Consider the following 19803-nt stretch of genomic DNA (forward strand, 5'->3'; position numbering starts at 1 on the left):
TCTGCTCCTAACAGAGAGCTTTTTTGATAGTTCATTTGGCTGCTTTTTCTAAGGCCAAGGCCATCTTAACCGCACTATAAGCATTTACAATCCCGCCGGTTATGGATAATGTACTGAAGGGTACTTTCTGCTTTGACCCAGGTTGATTCACTTCCAAATTAGGTTTACTGGTTGATGTCAGTAAAATGTCTTTAATCTGAGCAGACGTTAGCGAAGGGAAATACGACCAGAGTAAAGCGGCCACACCGCTTACTACGGGAGTCGCCATGCTTGTCCCCGATTTTTCGCCGTATTGATTTCCCGGCAGCGTCGATACGATATCACTTCCTGGAGCAAATAAATCGACCGTATGCGCACCATAATTTGAATAGTATGCCACCAGTCGTTCATCATAGAACGGTTTTGTCCAACCCACCGTAATAAAATTACTAGCCTTCTGACCATTGTTGTACTGGGCAATCGGATAATGATTGGCCGTGTCATTATTACTGCCATCATTGCCTGCCGCATGAAAAATCAGCACGCCATGTGTTTCCGCATATTGAATAGCAACATCGACCACTTGTTTGAAGGGTGAAAAGGGTTTTGAAAAACTTAAGTTAATCACCTTAGCCCCATTTCTGACGGCGTACCGAATAGCATTTGCTACATCCTTATCCCGCTCATCTCCCCGGCCCGTAGTCGCCAGGATGGGCATAATCAACACGTTATCAGTAATTCCCCTAATGCCAATCTGGTTATTGCGTTGGGCTGCAATTATACCCGCAACGTGCGTACCATGCGTTAGATTGGGTGTTAGGTTAAATAGCGGACTACCATAATGTTTCTGAGTCAGATTACCTGGGTCATCCCCTATTCGCAAACTTGAGTTGTACTGAAGATTATAGGTGTAAGCCAGATTGGCCGTATCCGTTCGGCCCTTAATGGCCTCTAAATAGGCTGCTTTTGCTTTCTGATATATACGCCATTCTCGTTTCTGATCAGCCCGTAGTAGACTGGAATCAACCTGATCATATTTGGTTTTCCAGAGTGAATAAATATGGGTTATTTCCGCCTGTTCATGCTCTACTGTACTCCCATCTTTAGCCCCCCTAAAATTCCAACCGTGGATATCATCTATATATCCGTTGTGATCATCATCCTTCCCATTGCCCGGAATTTCAACTGTATTGGTCCAGATTACCTGTTTCAAATCTTCATGCGTAATATCCACACCATTGTCAATCACGGCGACTATGACAGGCTGAGACTTCCTACCCGCCAGAAGTTGATAGGCTTTATAAAGACTAATACCCGGAATCGAATCATCAGCCAGGTCACGCATATACCAGTCATTCGGATAGTGCCGGCTTGATCGGCTGTTACCTCGTTGGATGGTCTGAGCCTGTATTGCTTTACCTTCTGTTACCAGGATCAGGGCTAGGTACAACCCATAAGAAATTAATGGCTTCATGGTTTTGATCGTTTATCAAAACTGATCATTCTGCAGAAGCCGAAAATGAAGCCATCGACATATACCTGATTTCACCGATCAGACGGGTGAAGGCATGGGTTAAAACTAAGTAAAGGATATAAAATCCAGGTTTCAGGGGGTACTTTGGTCTATTGGTCGACTTTTTCTACACAGAAAAACGAAAAGTTGTAAACTTGCTCATACGATGAGCCTGCTCGAGCAACTAATTCTATTTCATAAAACGCATCGGATCGTCAGTCATATCCTTTTCTGGCTGAGTGTACTACTAGTCGCTACGCTAACCGATAGCTATCAGTCTCATGAACACTGGATTCCGCTCACGACATTTTCTTATTATAGCTTAACGCTCATCACCCAAATACCCACAGCGTATTTCTTAGCCTATTTTATAATTCCCCGTATTTTAACAAGCAGGCAGTATCTTCGGGTAGTCGTTTATTTTCTCCTTGGCCTATACATCCTCTGCGCACTTTCCCGACTCATTTACATCTATGTACGGGAGCCTATGGTGGGTATTCCTCCCAATAGTACGGAAACACTTGGCGAAATTTTGACGAACCTGCCCAAGCTATTTTATATCTATTTTTTTCAAAACCTTTCCCTGGCCGTCGTTTTTTTATTTGTTCATCTTTTAATCCGTCAGTATACTACCCAGAAGCGGACGCTGCTGTTAGAAAAGCAGAAAACAGAAACCGAATTAATGCTGCTAAAAGCGCAGTTAAACCCCCATTTTTTATTTAATACGCTCAATAATATTTATACCTTATCCCTGCTAAACTCCCCGGCAACCTCCGATTCTATTGCTCGTTTAGCTGACATATTGGATTACATTTTATATCGATGTACGAATCCATACGTTCCACTTGACAGCGAGATTAAGGTATTGAGGGATTATATTGAACTGGAAAAATTACGGTACGATGAACGGCTTCAGGTGACCTTCACGGCTTCAGTAGATCAATCCACTGACATAGCCCCCTTAGTTCTGTTAACCATTGTCGAAAATGCGTTTAAGCATGGTGCCAGCAATGATCTGGGAAGCCCGGTAATTACGATTGATTTACAGGTGGCTAATGGCTTGTTCGTTTTTAGTGCGGTTAATTCTGTGGCGCCAATCCAGGTTACTAGTTCGGATCAGGAAAGGGCTAAAATTGGTCTGGCTAACTTAAACCAACAATTAGAGCTACTCTACGGAAGAGCCTATCAGTTGCACATCAAGCAAACCAATACGATGTTTGGGGTTACTTTGCAGATCGATCAAAATATGCAAGCGCTTAGCCATGAAAAAGATTCGGTGTCTGCTAGTCGATGATGAACCCTTAGCCCTAGCGCTGCTCCAAAAGCATCTCAGCCAACTGGATTTCATGGAAGTGGCAGGGACCTGTTCCAATGCCGTCAATGCACTTGAGCATTTAAACCGACAAACCATTGATTTGATGTTTCTCGATATTCGGTTACCAGCCATCAGTGGCGTTGATTTTCTAAAGACGTTGCGCCATCCCCCTAAAACGATACTGACGACTGCTTACCGCGAATATGCTCTGGAGGGCTATGAATTAGACATTATTGATTATTTACTAAAGCCTATAACGTTCGATCGATTCTTTAAAGCCATTGAGCGCTATTTTCGATCAACCAGCCAGCTTACGGCTCCGTCAACCGAAGATGTTATGCCTTTTATTTTCATAAAATCAGCTCATAAATACATGAAAATAAACACGGTCGATATACTCTACATTGAAAGCCTAAAAGATTACATTAAAATTCAGACGAGGGAAAAAGAGATTATCGCTAAATACAAAATTAGTGATCTGGAAAACGAACTGACGGCAAAAGGTTTTTTGCGTATCCACCGCTCGTATATCGTAAATCTTAAAAACATAACCGCCTTTACGGCAACCGATATTGAAGTTGACGCCTTTGAGCTTCCCATTGGTGAAAGCTATAAAGCTTATTTATTTAAGCTACTTAATAAAATATCCTAGTTGCCAATTGGCATACCAAGGGAAAACTACTTTGAGAAGAAACATCAAACAAATTATATTATCACAGCCCCAACTTACTTAGAAATGAATCTCGATACGTTTCGGCAATAGGGATTTCCTTATCTTGAATAAAAACCCGATTTCCGTCAATGTGATGGATCATTGATTTATTGATCAAAAAGGATCGATGCACCCGGATAAATAAATCACCGGGTAATAAGGCGATCAAAGCAGAAAAGGCCATTTTAGGTAAAAAAGTGGCGTTGACCGTTACTACTTTTGTATAGTTGCCCTGGGCTTCAAGGTAAAGACAGTCTTTATACCCTATCCGGTAAATTTTACTTTCAGCTTTGATAAAAAAATACGCTGGCTGGGCCTGCGAACCCAGTTCGTCAACCGACTTTGGTCGCCCTTGTAGCTTTTCTTTTGCTTTGTCTACTGCCACAATAAATCGCTCCAGCGAAAAAGGCTTAAGTAAATAATCGCAGGCAGCTAACTCAAAGGCGGTTATAGCATACTCTTCATAAGCTGTTGTAAAGATTACTTGGAGCGGCTGTTTTACCGTGTTTAGAAAGCTAATACCGGTGAGTACCGGCATGTGAATGTCCAGAAAGATCAGGTCAATTGACTGGTTTGCTAAAATCGTTTTGGCTTCCAGTGCCTGACCGCATTCGGCAACGATGTGTAGTTCTGGAAGGTGGTTACAATAGGTTCGGATGATCGTTCGGGCGACCGGCTCATCATCGACGATCAGGCATTTGATCATGGCGTTACGATTTTATTTTTACCCGAAGCTCTACGGTATAGACGTCATTGGCGGCCTCTTGCTTCAACTCATAATCTGTTCCATACACTAGGTCCAGCCGTCTAAGCGTATTGGCTAGTCCAACCCCTGATTCTTCGTTCAGTAATTGATCACTTTGATTTTCAGACTGATACGAATTGCTCACTGCAAAACAGATAAAATTATCGGAAACTTTTAAGGAAATCGAAATCTGAATCTGTGGCACTAGCGTGTTTTTGGCATGTTTAAACGCATTTTCCACAAAAACGATCAATACCAGCGGAGCGATTTTAATTGTGTGCCCGACAACGGGTGCTATATCCATTTTCAGAAGGAGCCGATCACTGATCCGAATTTGTTCAAAATCAACGTAGTTTTGAATATAAGCCAGCTCCTCAGCCAGAGGTACAAATGGCTTTTTGGCACTGTACACCGAATACCGTAAGAGGTTCGACAGCTTCAACAGTAAAGCGGGTATCCGTTCATGCTCCTCAATCGAAATGCCGTACAGATTATTCAGTACATTGAACAAAAAATGCGGGCTTAACTGGGCTTGTAATACCTTGAATTCACTCTGCTTTTGCTCAGCCTTAATATGAGCCTCTTGTAATTCCTTTTGGAGGGTCGCCCGGATTAGTTTTAGTAACATGCCTATAATGAGGCCTATCAGAAAAAAAGGCATGATGGAGATTCCCAACTCCCAAAGTTCGGCGAAGGGATGCTGAAAAACATACCGGACTGCTAGCCACTTAAGAACCAGTATCCCTAAACTCGATAGCAGGGCGTAGCCTATGAACGGAGCGAACTGCTGGCGCAGATACCACCGACCAAACAGCCAGCGCCCCGTATAGATGCAGAGCAGGAAGAATAAACAGTCGATGGTTGTAGACCAGAGATTCTCGAACCGATATCCCTGCCAATGCATCAGATACACCCCCATTCCCAAACCGGCCAGAACGGAGAGTGAGAAAATCAGGTGAACGGTTAGCTTCTTGCCGCTCAGGATCTGCTGAACAGTTTTCATGGGTCAAAGATCGATGAATCTGATTGCCGACAAAGTTCGGGTGACCATTGCCTCTACCCGGGGGACGGAATACTACTAATCGGGGTTGGAATGGCTCATCCACCCGAACGAACCGTCTACATCCCCTTTCACCCTATCCATCCCCTAAACTTGGGCGTATTCTAAAGAGAATAGACGTTTGGGCCTGATTCTTCACAAACACGACTGTCCCATGAATCGTTATTCGTTTGTGTTGCTGATACTTTTGGCAACGCGTCCTTTCCTTGGTAAAGCCCAGGTCACTAATGGAAAAATCAGTGGTCTGATCCGGGATGCTCAAAATAAAGCCCTCCCCGGTGCTACCCTCATCCTTCAGCAAAGAGCAGATTCTACCCGTAAAAAAGCAAGTCTTTCCGATGCGGATGGTGCTTTTGATTTTAAAAACCTGCCTCAAGGCGACTATGTGCTGAGTTGCTCTTATGTTGGTTTTCTGCCCTACAACAGTGGCCTTCTTTCCATCACCGAAAGCCAGACTGTTTTACGTTTGCCCGTTATCATCTTACAGTCTTCAACGCCAAAGACACTAAATGAGGTCGTCGTCACGGCCAAAAAGCCGTTGATCGAACAAAAATTAGATCGAACCATTGTCAACGTTGATGCGATGCTGACCGCAGCGGGTAGCCATGCGCTTGATGTGTTAGCTAAAAGTCCAGGTGTGATGGTGGGCGCCAATGATGATATTAGTTTGAATGGAAAACGGAATGTGCTGGTGCTCATCGATGATAAGCCCACCTATCTATCAGCTCAGGACCTGGCCTCGTACTTACGATCCTTACCGGGCGGCTTACTGGACAAGGTCGAATTGATCAGTAATCCACCGGCCCGGTATGATGCCGCTGGAGGAGCAATTATCAATATCGTATTGAAAAAGAATCGAGCAGCCGGTTTTAACGGCAGTGTCAATCTGGGTTATAACCAGGGCGTATACGGTCGGCAAAACCATTCGCTCCTGTTGAATTATCGAACGAAACGGGTTAACCTATTTACCAACAGCAGCTATACACTGGACCAAAACTTCAGCGACGAGACCTATAGCCGCTATTTTTATACGGATGCGGGGTTATTGCAGTCTACCATCCAGCAGACCAGCCGGTCAAGCTATGTATCCAATGGCTGGAATGGCCGGATCGGCATGGATTATTTTGTGTCGCCCAAAACTACCCTCGGCATCCAGGTTACGGGTTCAACACGCCCAAGAACTGACCGACTCGATTATACCAGTAACCAATACACTAGTTTGACGCAACTGGATTCGGTCGTCAGGGGATATACGGATGGTCGCTACCAATCCACTAATTCCGGGATCAATTTGAATCTATCCCATAAATTCGATAGCACGGGGAAACAACTGACAGCGGATCTGGACGTTTTACAGTACAAGGCCAATACGGCCCAGCTAGCACCCATCAATACCTATTTGCCTACCGGGCAGTTAACCAGCTCACAGGATCGGGCCTTTATCATTCCTTCCTCGGTTCAAATTATTGCCGGTAAACTCGATTATACGCAGCCGATGGTGGGCAAAGCCGAGTTTAGCGCGGGCCTGAAAACAAGTTTGGTGATGAATGATACTGAATCAGGTTGGTTCAACCAGACCGGTGATGGTATGAAGCAGGATTACGGAAAAAGCAATCATTTTCAATACAGGGAAACGATCAATGCGGCCTATGTAAACCTGAAAAAATATTGGTCACGCTGGGCTATTCAAACGGGCTTGCGCCTGGAGAATACCCAGTCGAAAGGGCATCAACTGGCCAATCCAGCTTCGGTGGATACCACGTTCCGTCGACACTACACCTGGCTATTCCCGTCACTGTATCTATCTTATAAACTGGACAAGAGCGGAGATAACACGCTCGTAATGAGCTATAGTAAGCGGATTCGGCGGCCTGGCTACCAGCAACTCAACCCGTTTCTGTTTTACCGGGATCGTTATTCTTATTTCGGTGGCAATCCGAACCTAATTCCTGGCCTGGGGCAATCCATTGAACTTCGCTACACCTACAAGCAACATCTCGGGCTCACCTTCTCCTACAGTTGGAATAAAGATGGGATTGAACCAATCACGAAAGCTATAGGGGATCAGCTTATTACCCGCTACCAAAACTTTTCTCAGAGCCGCTTTATGGGTATTATTCCCAACGTATCGGTGTCGCCCACGAACTGGTGGACGCTTAACCTCAGCGCGGTCCTGTTATCGATTCGAAACCAGGGGCAGGCTGATGGCGTCTCGATTGATCAGCCCTCGAACCTTCACGAGATTGAAACGGTCAATCAGTTTAAACTGGGCAAAACCTGGAATGCCGAACTGACTGGCTTTTTCCCAGGTCGTCAATTCTTTGCTCAGTCCAAAAGTGAGTCGATTTATACCATAAATGTAGGGCTTCAGAAAACGATGCTTCAGGGGCAGGCAACGATGCGTTTAACGGTCAATGACATTTTCTACACGATGGTGATGCATGGCCAAACCGTAGCCTTGAATCAGGTTTCGGCATTCTACTCCCGTCAGAGTGATACGCGCCGGGTGGGAATCTCCTTCCTGTACCGATTTGGCAAGGAGGCAAACGCTCGAAAACGAAATACGGTTGGCAGCGCCGAAGACGAGAAGATGCGAACGAATTAAGATCAAGTGTGAATACGGGCCGATTTATGGAATACGTGAAGGAATTGCATCTAAAAATACCTAAGCAACCCTTCATTTAATAGGCATCGTATGCTCGACAATTATTTTCGAAGTGCCTGGCGCAATCTAAAGCGTCATAGGCTATCCTCATCGATTAATCTGCTCGGATTAGTGGTCAGTATGGCTAGTTGTATTCTGATTATCCTCTACGTTCAGCAGGAACTGAGCTACGACAGTTACCACCAAAACGCGAACCGCATTTTCCGGCTAACCACCCGCTTGACCGTGGATGGTGGCAAGGAAAATCACACCGTCTGGACACCGAATTTTATCGGTCAACAAGTGCAGACGGACTACCCCGAGGTAGAAAAGATAATCCGCCTACAAGCCAACCTGGGTAAAACGTCGTTTGAGGTAGCGTCAAAAGTGCCACGATTCGTAAGCCTCGACCAGATATATACTGTCTACGATCCGGCCTTTTTCCAGGTATTTACCTATCCCTTGCTGGCCGGTGATCCGCAAACCGCCCTGGTCCGGCCTGGATCAATGGTCATTACGGAAAGTGTAGCCCGGAAGTTTTTTGGTCCGGGCTGGCAAGCAGGCAAAGGCGTACTCGGTGAAGTGTTGCAATCGGGCGGAAACACCTATCAGATTACCGGCGTTCTGCGCGATCTACCGCCAAATACGGACATGCCGTTCCAGATACTGCTTTCCCAAGAGGCCGGGAAATTAGAGAAACAAGCGTGGTGCATCACCTATGTCTTGTTTAAGCAAGCAGCCAGTGGAGAAAGCTTTCCTCAAAAACTGGCTCAGATTGCCCAAAAGATACAGCCTGACTTTGCCAAAAGAGGAGGACACATTGACTTCGCGCTGGAAAATCTAAGGGACATCCACTTGGGTGAACCAAAACTGTTCGACACCCCAAAGGCGAATCGGTCCTATTTGCTCGTATTCTCCCTGGTAGCTGGATTCCTGCTGCTCATCGCTTCAATTAATTACATCAACCTTTCTTTTGCCCAATCGGCTGGACGAAGCCGGGAAGTAGGTATTCGTAAAGCGATTGGAGCGGGTCGCTTCCAGTTACTAGTTCACTTTCTAGGCGAATCGTTCCTGCTGACCGGAGTAGCCCTATTGCTCTCTCTGCTATTGGTGATCTTGCTGCTACCTATCTATAACGAATTAGCCGATACGCATTTCACACTGGTTTCACTATTGACTTGGCCAATGGCAGGCTCATTGGGGGCTATTTTTGTCATCATGGGCGTTCTGGCTGGTAGTTATCCGGCCTTTTACCTGGCTTCGGTTGAGCCGGTCAAAGCGCTGAAAGGCAAACTTCGCCTGGGTGGAAAATCAGCGAAAGCGTCGGTAGGGCAAGGACTGATGGTGCTCCAGTTCACCATTTCGGTCGCCATCATTATTGGTACGTTGATTGTCTACAAGCAGTTACGCTATCTACAGCATAAGAATCTAGGCTTTCAACGAGAACAGGTGCTGGTGGTTGACATTCCCCAAGCCGCAGCCAGCGGAGCCATATCCACGCTCAAAAAAGCCCTTTCTGGTTTCGCTTATCTACGCGGGGTAGCACTCATTGGCTCCAATTCCCTGCCTAGTCAGGATATGAATCTGTCGGCGTTCAACCTGGAAAAGGATGGAAAAATGCTACCGCTCCCTCAACGCTCCATTGACATAGACGAAAACTACCTGATTGTCTTAGGCATTCCCCTGGTTGCTGGTCGAAACTTTACCACTTCAACACCTAATAAAGAGAAGGGTGGAGATATCCATGAAGTGCTAGTCAACGAAGCCCTGGCAAAGAAGATGGCTTGGGGACCCGGACCAGAAGCAGCTATCGGGAAGAGCCTCAGCCAGGGACCCATTGGCCAGGAAACATGGCGTGGCCGGGTGGTGGGCGTGGTTAAAGATTTCCATTTTCAGTCTCCCCAGAAGCTCATCGAGCCGATGGTGTTGCAGAATAATGCGGGGCAATTCGCCGAAAAAATGCTCGTGCGGTTATCCGTTGGCCAGTTACCCGATCAAATCAGCCTGGTCGAAAGTCAATGGCGAAAGATCGTCCCGAATCATGCCTTCGATTTTACCTTTCTGGACGCTACGTTTGAGAAGCAGTACCAGCGGGAGCGTCGTCTGGCAACGATTTTTACTTATTTTAGCCTGCTTACGATTTTAGTGGCCTGTCTGGGCTTATACGGATTAGCTTCGCTAGCCACTTCACAACGAACCAAAGAAGTGGGTGTTCGCAAAGTGATGGGTGCTAAAGAGCCTGGTTTAATTTACCTGCTATCGAGGGAACTTCTGCTATTGGTCGGGCTTGCTATTCTGCTGGCGAGTCCGCTGGCTTGGTTTATCATGAACCACTGGTTGCAGGACTTTGCCTACCATGTTGCTATTGGCTTAGAGGAGTTTGTGCTGGCCGGAGGGGTCGCCTTTTTCATTGCCGCTCTGACCACAGGTTATCATGCCGTTCGGTTGGCGCGTACGAATCCGGTAAGGGCTTTGCGGTACGAATAAATACGCTAGTTAGGACGGTGGGTGATCATTAGCAGAATCTCAACCTGATGACCATTAAAACCTACTACGGAGTGGGAAGAATCAATCCTAACTTCAAAAATGCTTCAGATTCTAGGGATTCTTTTGCTAAAGTCAACCGTTCTAATCTAGTTATGTGGTGGATTTATGCCTTACTCTCAGCCTTGTTTGCCGCCCTGACGGCCATTCTGGCTAAAATCGGCATTAAAGGCGTCAATACCGATCTGGCTACGGCTATTCGAACCGTCGTCATTTTGTTTGTAGCCTGGGGATTGGTATTCTGGCGGGGTGGCATTGATACGTTGCCTTCACTTAGTCGCCAGAACTGGCTGTTTCTGATTTGTTCAGGGCTGGCAACAGGGTTTTCCTGGATTTTTTATTTTAAAGCGCTTCAACTCGGGAAGGTTTCGCAGGTAGCTCCGGTCGATAAGCTGAGTGTGGCCATCGCCATTATTCTGTCAGTTGTGTTTCTGGGCGAAGTGCTGACATGGAAAGCGGCTCTTGGCGCACTCCTGATTATCGGAGGAACGCTGGTGTTGATTCTTTGAGATAATTCGTTGAAAGAATCGCAGAAATTTCTCCATAAAAAAACATTTAAGCATAGAACTTCTATGTATATTTGCCATACATTGTACATCGAGGTATGGCAATTCAGGAAAACCCAAACAAAGAGCTTGTTGCGGCAGCTATGGTGCCACTTGTGCTATCAATCCTGACCCAACAGGAAAATTATGGCTACGAAATTATTCGACAGGTACGTGAACTCTCCGGCGGGAAACTTGACCTGGCCGAAGGCACACTATATCCTGTGCTTCGTAAGCTTGAGCAGCGGGGCTTAGTCGAATCGTTTTGGCAAACGGCACAAAATGATCGCCACCGTAAGTATTATCGTCTGAAAGAGCAGGGCCGGGAAACGCTGGCTGCTGAACGTACACATTGGAACCTTGTTAACCAACTTCTCCAACACTTATGGACTCCCAATCCCAGTTTGACCTAACAACAGCCATTCAAACCTGGACCAGCCAATTTGAGCAATCCGGCAGTTTCACCAACGATGAGCTTCAGGAATTAACAAGCCATTTGCTGGATAGTATTGACGCTTTACAAGCCAAAGATCTGAGCCAGCAGGAAGCTTTCCTGATTGCCAGTCAGCGATTGGGGTCAATCGATCTCCTTGATCAGGAGTTTACGAAACTAAGTCGTCCAGTCCCTCAACAACGGGAACCCGTACTCCTTTTACTCGGAGCCCTCTGCTTTATTTTTAGCAGGAATCTAAGTGAAACAATCACAGGGTACGGGGCTGTTTGGTTTGCCAGCTACTTTGGTGATACACGAATCACCTTATTGCTTGATGTTAGCGTATGCCTGGCAACGTTAGTCGGTCTGCAACTGGGAGGCATGCGGTTGATCAGGCAGAACCATCGAGTAGGTCAATGGTTTTTCCATCAGCTTAAACAGCGCCCTATTGGGTTAACAGTGACGTTAGGAAGTCTAGTGGGATTAGCAGCCTTAGGTGCCTACTTCGCTGAGCATAGATTTGCCGATTTAGTAGCGATATCCATTCAAAAACAGTGGATCAATCAGCAGTTCAACCATATTCACCACATTTGTTGGTTAGGATTTTATCTGACCTGGCTGTTAATGTTTCTACAAGTAGTACTCCCTTATGCAACCAACCAACGCTTATTGGTGTGGTTAGAGAAAGCACCGGTAGGCTGGCTTGTTATAGCCGGTTTGTGCGTGTTTACCTGTTGTTTAGGTCTAAGTATAATGGGCATGCGCATAATGGCCCCCGAAGATGGCATTGCCCGCTTCTATATAAGTGCTGGCGTCTGTTGTCTGTTAAGTAGTTTTGCACTAGCTGATTCGCCCCGTTATAATGCCATTAAGCGCCTACTCATTTGTATGGCTCCCCTTTTTCTATGGTATGTACTAGCGGTTGGCACTGCTGTAGTTTCTGAAGAAAGGCCTTCCTATCTTCTATTGGATTGGTTTCCAATCAAGTTTTTTGTGTCAGCTATTGTTGGTGCGCTAACGGGTATGTGGTTAGGTGTATTGAGAAATCGTAGCCGAGCAATTGTTTAATAGAACTGGATTATTAATGCATTCAGGATAGCCACCATAAACAGATTTACAGAATTACGACCACCCATTGGTTCTGTTGTGTAGTTTAACCGATTAGTGACGAAGGCCATACATACTGGGATGAATGCAGAGTATTAATGTAAAAAGGACTTCAGAACTCTATCTCTTTACATAAAAAACAGGTGGTTTCAGGCGGCAAATTGTGTCGCCTGAAACCACCTTGATGAAGCCGAAAATTACTTGGTTACCTTGAACGAGTCGAGTTCTTTTCCGTTCACATCAATCTGACGAATCGTCAGGTTTTTTCCGTCTACATCAGCGACGGTGAGTGAGTGTACGTTCGAAAAAAACTTATCCGTAAATCGCTGCCACGAGTCGGGGTCGTTATTCTGCTCGGGATTATACAGCGTTTGACCACCTGCACCCGTCACCAGGTAAATGATGCCCCTGGGATTGGTGTTGGTTTTCCCGTTAAAGGATTTGTCGAGTTTCCATTGGCCGTTGACTACCCGTCCGCGAGCCATCTTAGCTCCCATGCTCGACACTAACAGAACGCCTTTTTTATCAGGAACAAACGTCAGCGGAAAAGAACGCTGGTAGTTATGTACGTGCCCCGTGAAGACCACATCGACCTTACCCGCTTCAAAGATTGGTGACAGAAGCCGGGTATGTTGCTGCTCGTAATGCTCCCGCGCCGAGTTGAAACCGGGGTGGTGGAACATCACAAATCGCCAGGTAGCTTCTTTAGCGCTGGCTAAATCAGCAGCAATCCAATCCTGCAACGCTTTATCGGTGAAATCAACGTAAGGATTCGAGTCGATCACCGTCCAATGAGCGTTGCCATAATCGAACGAATAATTCGACATTTTCAGATAAGCCTCTCCGGCCGCATCGGTAAATGCTTTACGATTCTCAGCCGAAGCCGTCATCGTTGGTACAAGCGGGCCACCTTCTGTACCCGTTATCCCGTTTAGGGGCTGGTTCCAGTAATAGTAATACGCCAGCGCATCAGGGTATTTGTCAAGATCACGCGTATCGGTATCGTGATTACCGGGGGCCACGATCATTGGTACCGACCGTAGTAGCGGTGCCCCTGTCGTATCGACCTGATTAGCATTATAAATTGGCCAGAAGCGGGAACGATACTCGGAAATCAAGCCACGTTCATACACAATATCGCCCGGAACGACTACGAAATCCGGTTTCGCTAAATAGGCACGAGAAGCCAGTTTTTTCTGGGCTGAAGTCTCTGCACCAATATCGGCAAACGCAACAAATCGGTACGGCTGGTCAGCCTTTTTCGAGGCTTGGCCTTCAGCCGTAAACACGACCTTCCCGGCTTTCAACACCCGGTAGTTGAACTTGTTGCCTGGCGTCAGACCAGTTAAAGCTGTCTGGAAAACCCGGTGCGGTTCAATACCAGCCACGGCCACTCGAATCGAGGTAGGCATGGCCGTTTTCTTCCAGGAACCATTTGCATCCACCTGGTATTCAACTGTCCAGTCGTTACTGGTTTCTGGGGCATGCCAGAGTAGTTGAAGAGTTTCGGGTGAGGGTGTTCGTCCGATCTGGAGATAGGGGCGCGCAATGAATGGTTCGTCCTGCGCTGAACAAGTTTGCGTCAGAATCATCTGACTGATCAGCAACAGAAGTACGAGGGTATGTTTCATCAGGCTTAGTTAGTGTAGATTGCCCTTTCCATTGCTTGGATAACAACCTACATCCGTACTTGGTGGCGTGATTTCGGTGGAGCCATACCGCTCGCTAACCGGCACCACTGTCAATGGGCTAAAGCTGGTCGTTCCTTTGCCAAGTGCAGGTGATGTAGACTGCAACCGGAAGTTCCACGTCCCAACAAAGCTGGCATCGGCTATTTTTTTAGTGGCTACGTAAGGCAATGGGAAGTTGACGAACAACGGGTTGTTTTTCTGAACGACAGCCGAGCCATCATAAACTGCTCCTGGTTTGTAGCCAGCAGGTAAGAACGATGATGGTGCGGGAATATCGGTCGTCTGCGGTTTGGTATAAAAACCCGTCGGATAGATCTGGTTCGCCATTTTCAGTGAATCGACGTAGTTGTAGTTATAGCCATATTTGATATTGGCCGTATCGGCAACAACCAGGGCATTACCTGAATAACTAGCCGAAGCTCCAACCACCCGTGGACCATACTTACAATCGACCATCAAGTTATTGTAATACGCTCCTTTCGCGCCGTTTTCAAAATTGAGCGAGCCGCCACGACCATCCGCTGATCGGCGGTAACCGTTGGCGATCAGCGTGTTATTATACATCAGGATATTGGTCTGAGGCTGGTTGGTTGCCTGTCCATCGTTCGACGCTTTTGGGCCATTGGTGGCCATGCCGATGACCAGGTTGTAGGCAAAGTTACCTACGGTACCGCCTTTTACGTTCCAGGCTTCGCCCCCAGTAAAACCACACTTCTCGAAGGTATTCCGCATAACATTCCACTTACCACCAAACGGACGCATCGGATCGTCAATGGACCCATACACCCACGAATCTTCCAGAACCACAATGCCGTCAGAATTTTTCGACGTAAGCGTATAGGCATTAGCACCGTTAGCCAAAAACGATACGGGGGAAGTGCCCAGTTTACCACCCCCAAAATCCAGGTGGGTCCATTTGATGATAATGTTTTTAAACATGGTTTCCCCCGCGATACCACCCCAATATCCTTTGTAAGCGGGGTCGGCGGTAGGGTCAGAACCCAACGTTTCGTTTTTGACAGCTACTGAACTAGGAACGCTGAAATAGATCGGTTTCGCCTGGGTGCCCAATGAAAGTAGCGAGCCTTTCACCACAAAATACCAGGCTCCCTTCCCATCGAACAGGACTTTAGCGCCCGGCTGAATCAGTAGCGTATCGCCTTCGTTGATGAATACATCGCCCGTTACATTGTAGGTCGAGTCAGCTTTCAGCGTTCCTTTGATCGATCCCTGTAACGGTGTTTTGGTACTTACGGCCTGCCCTACCTGGTAGAGAGGAGCCGAGACCTGCACATTTTCGGATTTGCTGCAACTTAGCAAGCCGGTAAATAGGCTGCCCATCATCACGACGGCTAAGAAGCTCAGTTGGATCTGACGTTTCATTCGAGTTGATTGTTAAATAAAAAGTAACTGATTGATTGGGAATTAGTGTTTGTAGCGCAGGCCCAGTAAATAGCTCTGCTGGAATACATCTTTCTGTACCGTAATCCGGTCGCTGCGATCCTGATCGGGATAGCCGGTTAGGGTGTTAGGGCGTAGTATATCGACGATGATTGGATTGTTCAGCAAATTGGTGAGCTTGGTAAATACGCTCAACCGACCGCCGTGGAAGCGTTTTTCCGCCGAGAAATCCACCTGCGACGTACCCCGCTGCCAATAGTCGAGATCTTTGTAAGCCGATACGATATTGATCCGCTTGCCGGTATAGACCCAGGCCAATTGGGCATCGAAACCAATCTGCTGATTTTTATACATCAACGACAAGTTGGCAATATGATCTGACTGGCCCTGGAGTGGCCGGGTTTGTTGCACGTCGGTTACCACAGTACTGCCAGACGCATCCCGCCCATACACCCGCTTGCTGGTGGTGATACTCGATTTTGTATAGGTGTAATTGCCCGACACGCCCCAGTTGCTGAAATACTTGGCAAACACCAGTTCCGCCCCGTAGTTGACAGCCGTACCATAATTGATGGGCTGGTACACAATGTTGTTCTGGGCCAACTGGCTAAACCCGTATTCAATCGGATTCTGGATGTTTTTGACAAAGGCACCGATCAGGACTTGCTCATTCCCTCTTGGGAAGAATTCATAGCGCAGGTCGACGTTATCAGCCACCGTATGTTTGAGGTTGTAATTACCCGATTCGGTGAAAAAGTCGCCGGGGAACGAAGCGGGTACGATTTCAAAATAACCGGGTCGGCTAATACCCCGGAAGTAGGAAAAACGCAGGTTTTCACGGGCCGACAACTGGTATTTCAGGTGCAGACTGGGCAAGAAATCCAGATAACTGATAGCCCCCGTTTTGCCGGTGGCGGTGACTGGCAACTGCGACACATACGACTGGTTCGTGTTTTCAGCCCGCACGCCCCCGACTACCTGCCAGTTACCCCGGCTAAACTTACCCTGAATATACCCAGCAGCGATCTGCTCCTTGGCCGAATAGTTATTGGCGTTCGTACTATCTGGATACGCATATGAGTCGGGACGGAACGAGAAAATGGCTTTGTCGACGCTGGTAAATACCTGCCGATCACCACCGGGTAGCACCGTCGATAAGGAGTAATCGTTGTAGTAATTATCCCGAGCCTTATCCCGGTACATACCCCCTACCGACACATCAAACGTTGGGAATAGGTTATAAGTCAGATTTACATAGCCAGCCAGATCGCGGTCGTTGTTGCGCGTCCAGATATAGCTCATGTCGTTGATGTACAGCGTCGATGTAGATTTTCCATCCGCTCCCTGGCTGGTCCGGCTCGTCACCGAAAGATCAGTCCAGCTTGGTGTTTGACTTTTCGCCAGCGAATACACCGCCGACCAGTTCAGTTTCAGTTTGGGAATAAGTGCATGGTCGCCCTGGAGCGTAACGTTATAGATGTTCTGGCGCCGAAATACCGACCGATCAGTGGTGGTCACATCGCCGATTTGCACTAGTTGATTCCCTAGCACCGTGCGGTGTTGCTTGTCATCCAACTGCATGAACAGTCCGTACAGGCTTAATTTATTAGCCGACGAATTTCCAGTTCGATTCAGGTCATAATCAAGTTTGAGGTTGACGCCCGTTCGAGCCTGCTCGTTTGAATAGGTACGCTGCTCCACAAATTCGAAGATGGGCGTGTTCGGAACCGGGTCGGGCGAAGGCTGGCCGTACAGCCGTAGAAACGAGGATTGACTACCCCGGTACGTATGCTGATAGGAACCGCCGACTAGAAAACCCAGTCGTTTGTTCAGTAACCGATTGCCAATCGAGAGGCTCATCAGGCCATTGATGGGGAGTGGCACATCCTGGTACTGCGCTGTTCGGACGGAAAAATCACTTGGTTTAGCCGCATACCGATTGCTGCCCGCCACTTCAGAAGGTGAGCGAAAATTCATGCCCGCCGTGCTGAAGCCCGAAAATGGACGACTGCTGAACAATTGGCTATATCCACCCGAGACGGTTGCATTCACCACCAGATAATCCGGTGCCGAGCGCATGATCATGTTCATCGAACCGCCAATGGCATCACCTTCCATATTGGGTGTGAGGGCTTTGACCACCTCCAGTCGTTCCAGTAGATCGGCCGGAAAAATATCCATCGGCACGAAGCGGTTCTTGTTGTCCGGGCTGGGAATTTTAATCCCATTGACCAGCGTATAGTTATACCGACGATCCATGCCCCGGATGATGGCAAATTGACCGTCACCCGTCGCATTTCGGACTACCGATACCCCCGAGACACGCTGCAAGACATTCGCCACCGTCACGTCGGGTAGTAGCGAAATGGCTTTGGCACCGATGATATTGAGGACATTATCGGCTTTCTGTTCAATTTTGCGGGTGCTGTTTTCACTCTCCCGGTCGCTGGAAGCCGTCACCACCACTTCGGCCAGGTCGCGACTGCTTTCCGCCAGGGAAAAGTTTTGAACAACTACCCCGCTCGTTATAACAACCGTTTTCTCCATTTTCTGGTAACTGACGTATTGCACTCGACAGGTGTAGGTTCCAGCGGGAACGTCTTTGATGTGATAGTTACCGTCTAATCCAACCGTACCGCCGTATTTGGTATTAGCCAGACTCACTGTTGCTCCAATGAGTGGTTCGCCCGTACGAGCGTCCATCACGGAGCCTTTCAGCGTAGCGGCTTGCACGGTGAGTGATCCAAGTAATAGCAGTACTAGGTAAAGCGTAAATTTCATAGCTATGGTGTCAAATCGTTCGTATTCATTAGTTGCCCTGCACTATAAGCGGCTCAATGTGAAACAGTCCGAGCGTGGCTGGATTGATCGTCACTTTCACGGCATGGATATTATCTTCTCCGAAGAGTTGCAGCCGCGTGAATCTATCGAGCGCCTTCTTCTTGCCACCTTTCACGTAGATCGGTTTGTCGACCAGAAACACATGCGAATCGCCGTTGACCAGTAGCACTGGTTTCTTAAACTCCTCAATTCGAGCCAGCAGCTTGTCTTTCAGGGCCGTGAACGCATTGGCTTCTTTAGCGTCCTTTGCCGGATTGTACATATCGGCCTGCGTGAACAGCACGACAGCGATGGCGTTGCTCGTTTTCGCCTGATCGAACACCTCATCGATCCAGGCTAGGTTCGCCTTATTGCGATCATAGAATTCGGCATTGTTGCCCTTCGGATCGGGGTAAAAGTTGTTGTTGGTGCCTACGATGTGGACTGTTCCGAACTGGACATTACCGTAGTACCAGCGGTTGTTCTCCACGTATTTGGCAAACGCTGGATTTTTCGACTGCGAGACCATAGGAAGTTTCGCTTTCCCAAGGCTGTTTTTTCCGTCGAAAAACAGTCTACGGATTTTGGCCAGTCGCTCGTCGATATCATATTTACCCGGTGCGTACTTGTTGCAATCAGTCCACTCATTGTCGCCGGGGGTGTAAATCAGCGGCTTGTCAAACTGGTTGAAATAGCCGTGAATCTTCTGAAAATACGCATCCGAACAATCCGTCTCGCTGGACTTGATATCGCCCACGTGTACATTGAAAACCTGATTCTGTTTGTTGACGTCCCGAATCAGATTCTCGAAACGGCCGTAGTCTTCAGGCAAATTGTAGGGCATATCGCCGAATGCTACAAAACTGAACGGTGCCTGATTCGTATTCGACTGCGCCTGACTAAGGAATGGGCAAAGCGTGGCCAGACAAGCCCCCAAAAAGGCTTTATGCAAGAAAGACAACATGACTAATTGGCTAAGTTGCGCGACTGCTTACTGCTTTACCGTTGGTCCATATACGTACACGCCGAATGTGCCCGGTACGAGCGTTTTGCCATCGGCCTGATAATCGGCTCCGCTCAGGTAAATGCGGTGCGTTGTCCCCCGGTGAACCATTGTTTTCTGGCCCGGTTTCGTCGTCAACGTCTGAACAATCGAATACGTGTCGGCAGAATCCTGATGGATAATCGTGACATTACCTTCCCCATTGGACGTCATGATCAGCTTCAGTTCTTTCTCGTAAACCACCGCATCCACACCGCCACCGATTGGCAATGACTGAACGATTTTTCCCGT

General features: G+C 47.5%; 14 protein-coding genes and 1 pseudogene. 7 read left to right on the forward strand and 8 right to left on the reverse strand.

Translation table 11 applies throughout. From position 1 onward, the window contains the following. Positions 1–31: 31 nt before the first annotated feature. Positions 32–1453 (reverse strand): S8 family peptidase, encoded by a 1422-nt coding sequence (locus BGO59_RS26965; RefSeq protein WP_293688882.1) that lies wholly within the window; start codon positions 1451–1453, stop codon positions 32–34. 205 nt (positions 1454–1658) lie between these two features. Between BGO59_RS26965 and BGO59_RS26970 the strand changes: the two genes are divergently transcribed. After that, positions 1659–2786, forward strand: coding sequence for a sensor histidine kinase (locus BGO59_RS26970; RefSeq protein WP_293688884.1), 1128 nt, complete (start codon positions 1659–1661; stop codon positions 2784–2786). Next, complete coding sequence (locus BGO59_RS26975; protein ID WP_293688886.1) at positions 2755–3459, forward strand: LytTR family DNA-binding domain-containing protein; 705 nt, start codon at positions 2755–2757, stop codon at positions 3457–3459. The genes BGO59_RS26970 and BGO59_RS26975 overlap by 32 nt, the downstream gene beginning before the upstream one ends. Before the next feature lie 61 nt (positions 3460–3520). Here BGO59_RS26975 and BGO59_RS26980 read toward each other — a convergent pair whose 3' ends face one another. Further along, on the reverse strand, positions 3521–4225 hold the full coding sequence (locus BGO59_RS26980) for a LytTR family DNA-binding domain-containing protein (RefSeq protein WP_293688888.1): 705 nt from the start codon (positions 4223–4225) through the stop codon (positions 3521–3523). Positions 4226–4229: 4 nt separating this feature from the next. Next, a complete protein-coding gene (locus tag BGO59_RS26985; RefSeq protein WP_293688890.1) occupies positions 4230–5267 on the reverse strand; it encodes a sensor histidine kinase in 1038 nt (345 codons plus the stop codon). Positions 5268–5478: 211 nt separating this feature from the next. Between BGO59_RS26985 and BGO59_RS26990 the strand changes: the two genes are divergently transcribed. The 5 genes from BGO59_RS26990 to BGO59_RS27010 all read left to right on the forward strand — a co-directional run bounded on the left by BGO59_RS26990 (position 5479) and on the right by BGO59_RS27010 (position 12558). Continuing rightward, positions 5479–7929: a TonB-dependent receptor gene (locus BGO59_RS26990; protein ID WP_293688892.1), complete on the forward strand. Its 2451-nt coding sequence runs from the start codon at positions 5479–5481 to the stop codon at positions 7927–7929. A 90-nt stretch (positions 7930–8019) separates the two neighbouring features. Next, a complete protein-coding gene (locus BGO59_RS26995) occupies positions 8020–10455 on the forward strand; it encodes an ABC transporter permease (RefSeq protein ID WP_293688894.1) in 2436 nt (811 codons plus the stop codon). Positions 10456–10607: 152 nt separating this feature from the next. Then, positions 10608–11021 carry an EamA family transporter gene (locus tag BGO59_RS27000; protein WP_293688896.1) on the forward strand — a complete coding sequence of 138 codons (414 nt, stop codon included), beginning with the start codon at positions 10608–10610 and terminating at the stop codon, positions 11019–11021. A 95-nt stretch (positions 11022–11116) separates the two neighbouring features. Further along, positions 11117–11470 (forward strand): PadR family transcriptional regulator, encoded by a 354-nt coding sequence (locus tag BGO59_RS27005; RefSeq protein WP_293688898.1) that lies wholly within the window; start codon positions 11117–11119, stop codon positions 11468–11470. Then, on the forward strand, positions 11443–12558 hold the full coding sequence (locus BGO59_RS27010; RefSeq protein ID WP_293688900.1) for a permease prefix domain 1-containing protein: 1116 nt from the start codon (positions 11443–11445) through the stop codon (positions 12556–12558). The genes BGO59_RS27005 and BGO59_RS27010 overlap by 28 nt, the downstream gene beginning before the upstream one ends. 236 nt (positions 12559–12794) lie before the next feature. On the opposite strand, the gene BGO59_RS27015 is transcribed toward BGO59_RS27010, so the two are convergent. From BGO59_RS27015 to BGO59_RS27035, 5 genes and pseudogenes are all read right to left on the reverse strand, one after another. Then, positions 12795–14228 (reverse strand): metallophosphoesterase, encoded by a 1434-nt coding sequence (locus tag BGO59_RS27015; RefSeq protein WP_293688902.1) that lies wholly within the window; start codon positions 14226–14228, stop codon positions 12795–12797. 9 nt (positions 14229–14237) lie between these two features. Next, on the reverse strand, positions 14238–15671 hold the full coding sequence (locus tag BGO59_RS27020) for a hypothetical protein (protein WP_293688904.1): 1434 nt from the start codon (positions 15669–15671) through the stop codon (positions 14238–14240). Positions 15672–15713: 42 nt separating this feature from the next. After that, positions 15714–18470 carry a TonB-dependent receptor gene (locus BGO59_RS27025; protein WP_293688906.1) on the reverse strand — a complete coding sequence of 919 codons (2757 nt, stop codon included), beginning with the start codon at positions 18468–18470 and terminating at the stop codon, positions 15714–15716. 28 nt (positions 18471–18498) lie between these two features. Further along, complete coding sequence (locus BGO59_RS27030; RefSeq protein ID WP_293688908.1) at positions 18499–19473, reverse strand: metallophosphoesterase; 975 nt, start codon at positions 19471–19473, stop codon at positions 18499–18501. Positions 19474–19500: 27 nt separating this feature from the next. Next, positions 19501–19803: pseudogene (locus BGO59_RS27035) on the reverse strand (YncE family protein); the annotation flags it as partial.

The sequence above is a fragment of the Spirosoma sp. 48-14 genome, assembly GCF_001898575.1.
GTDB lineage: Bacteria > Bacteroidota > Bacteroidia > Cytophagales > Spirosomataceae > Spirosoma.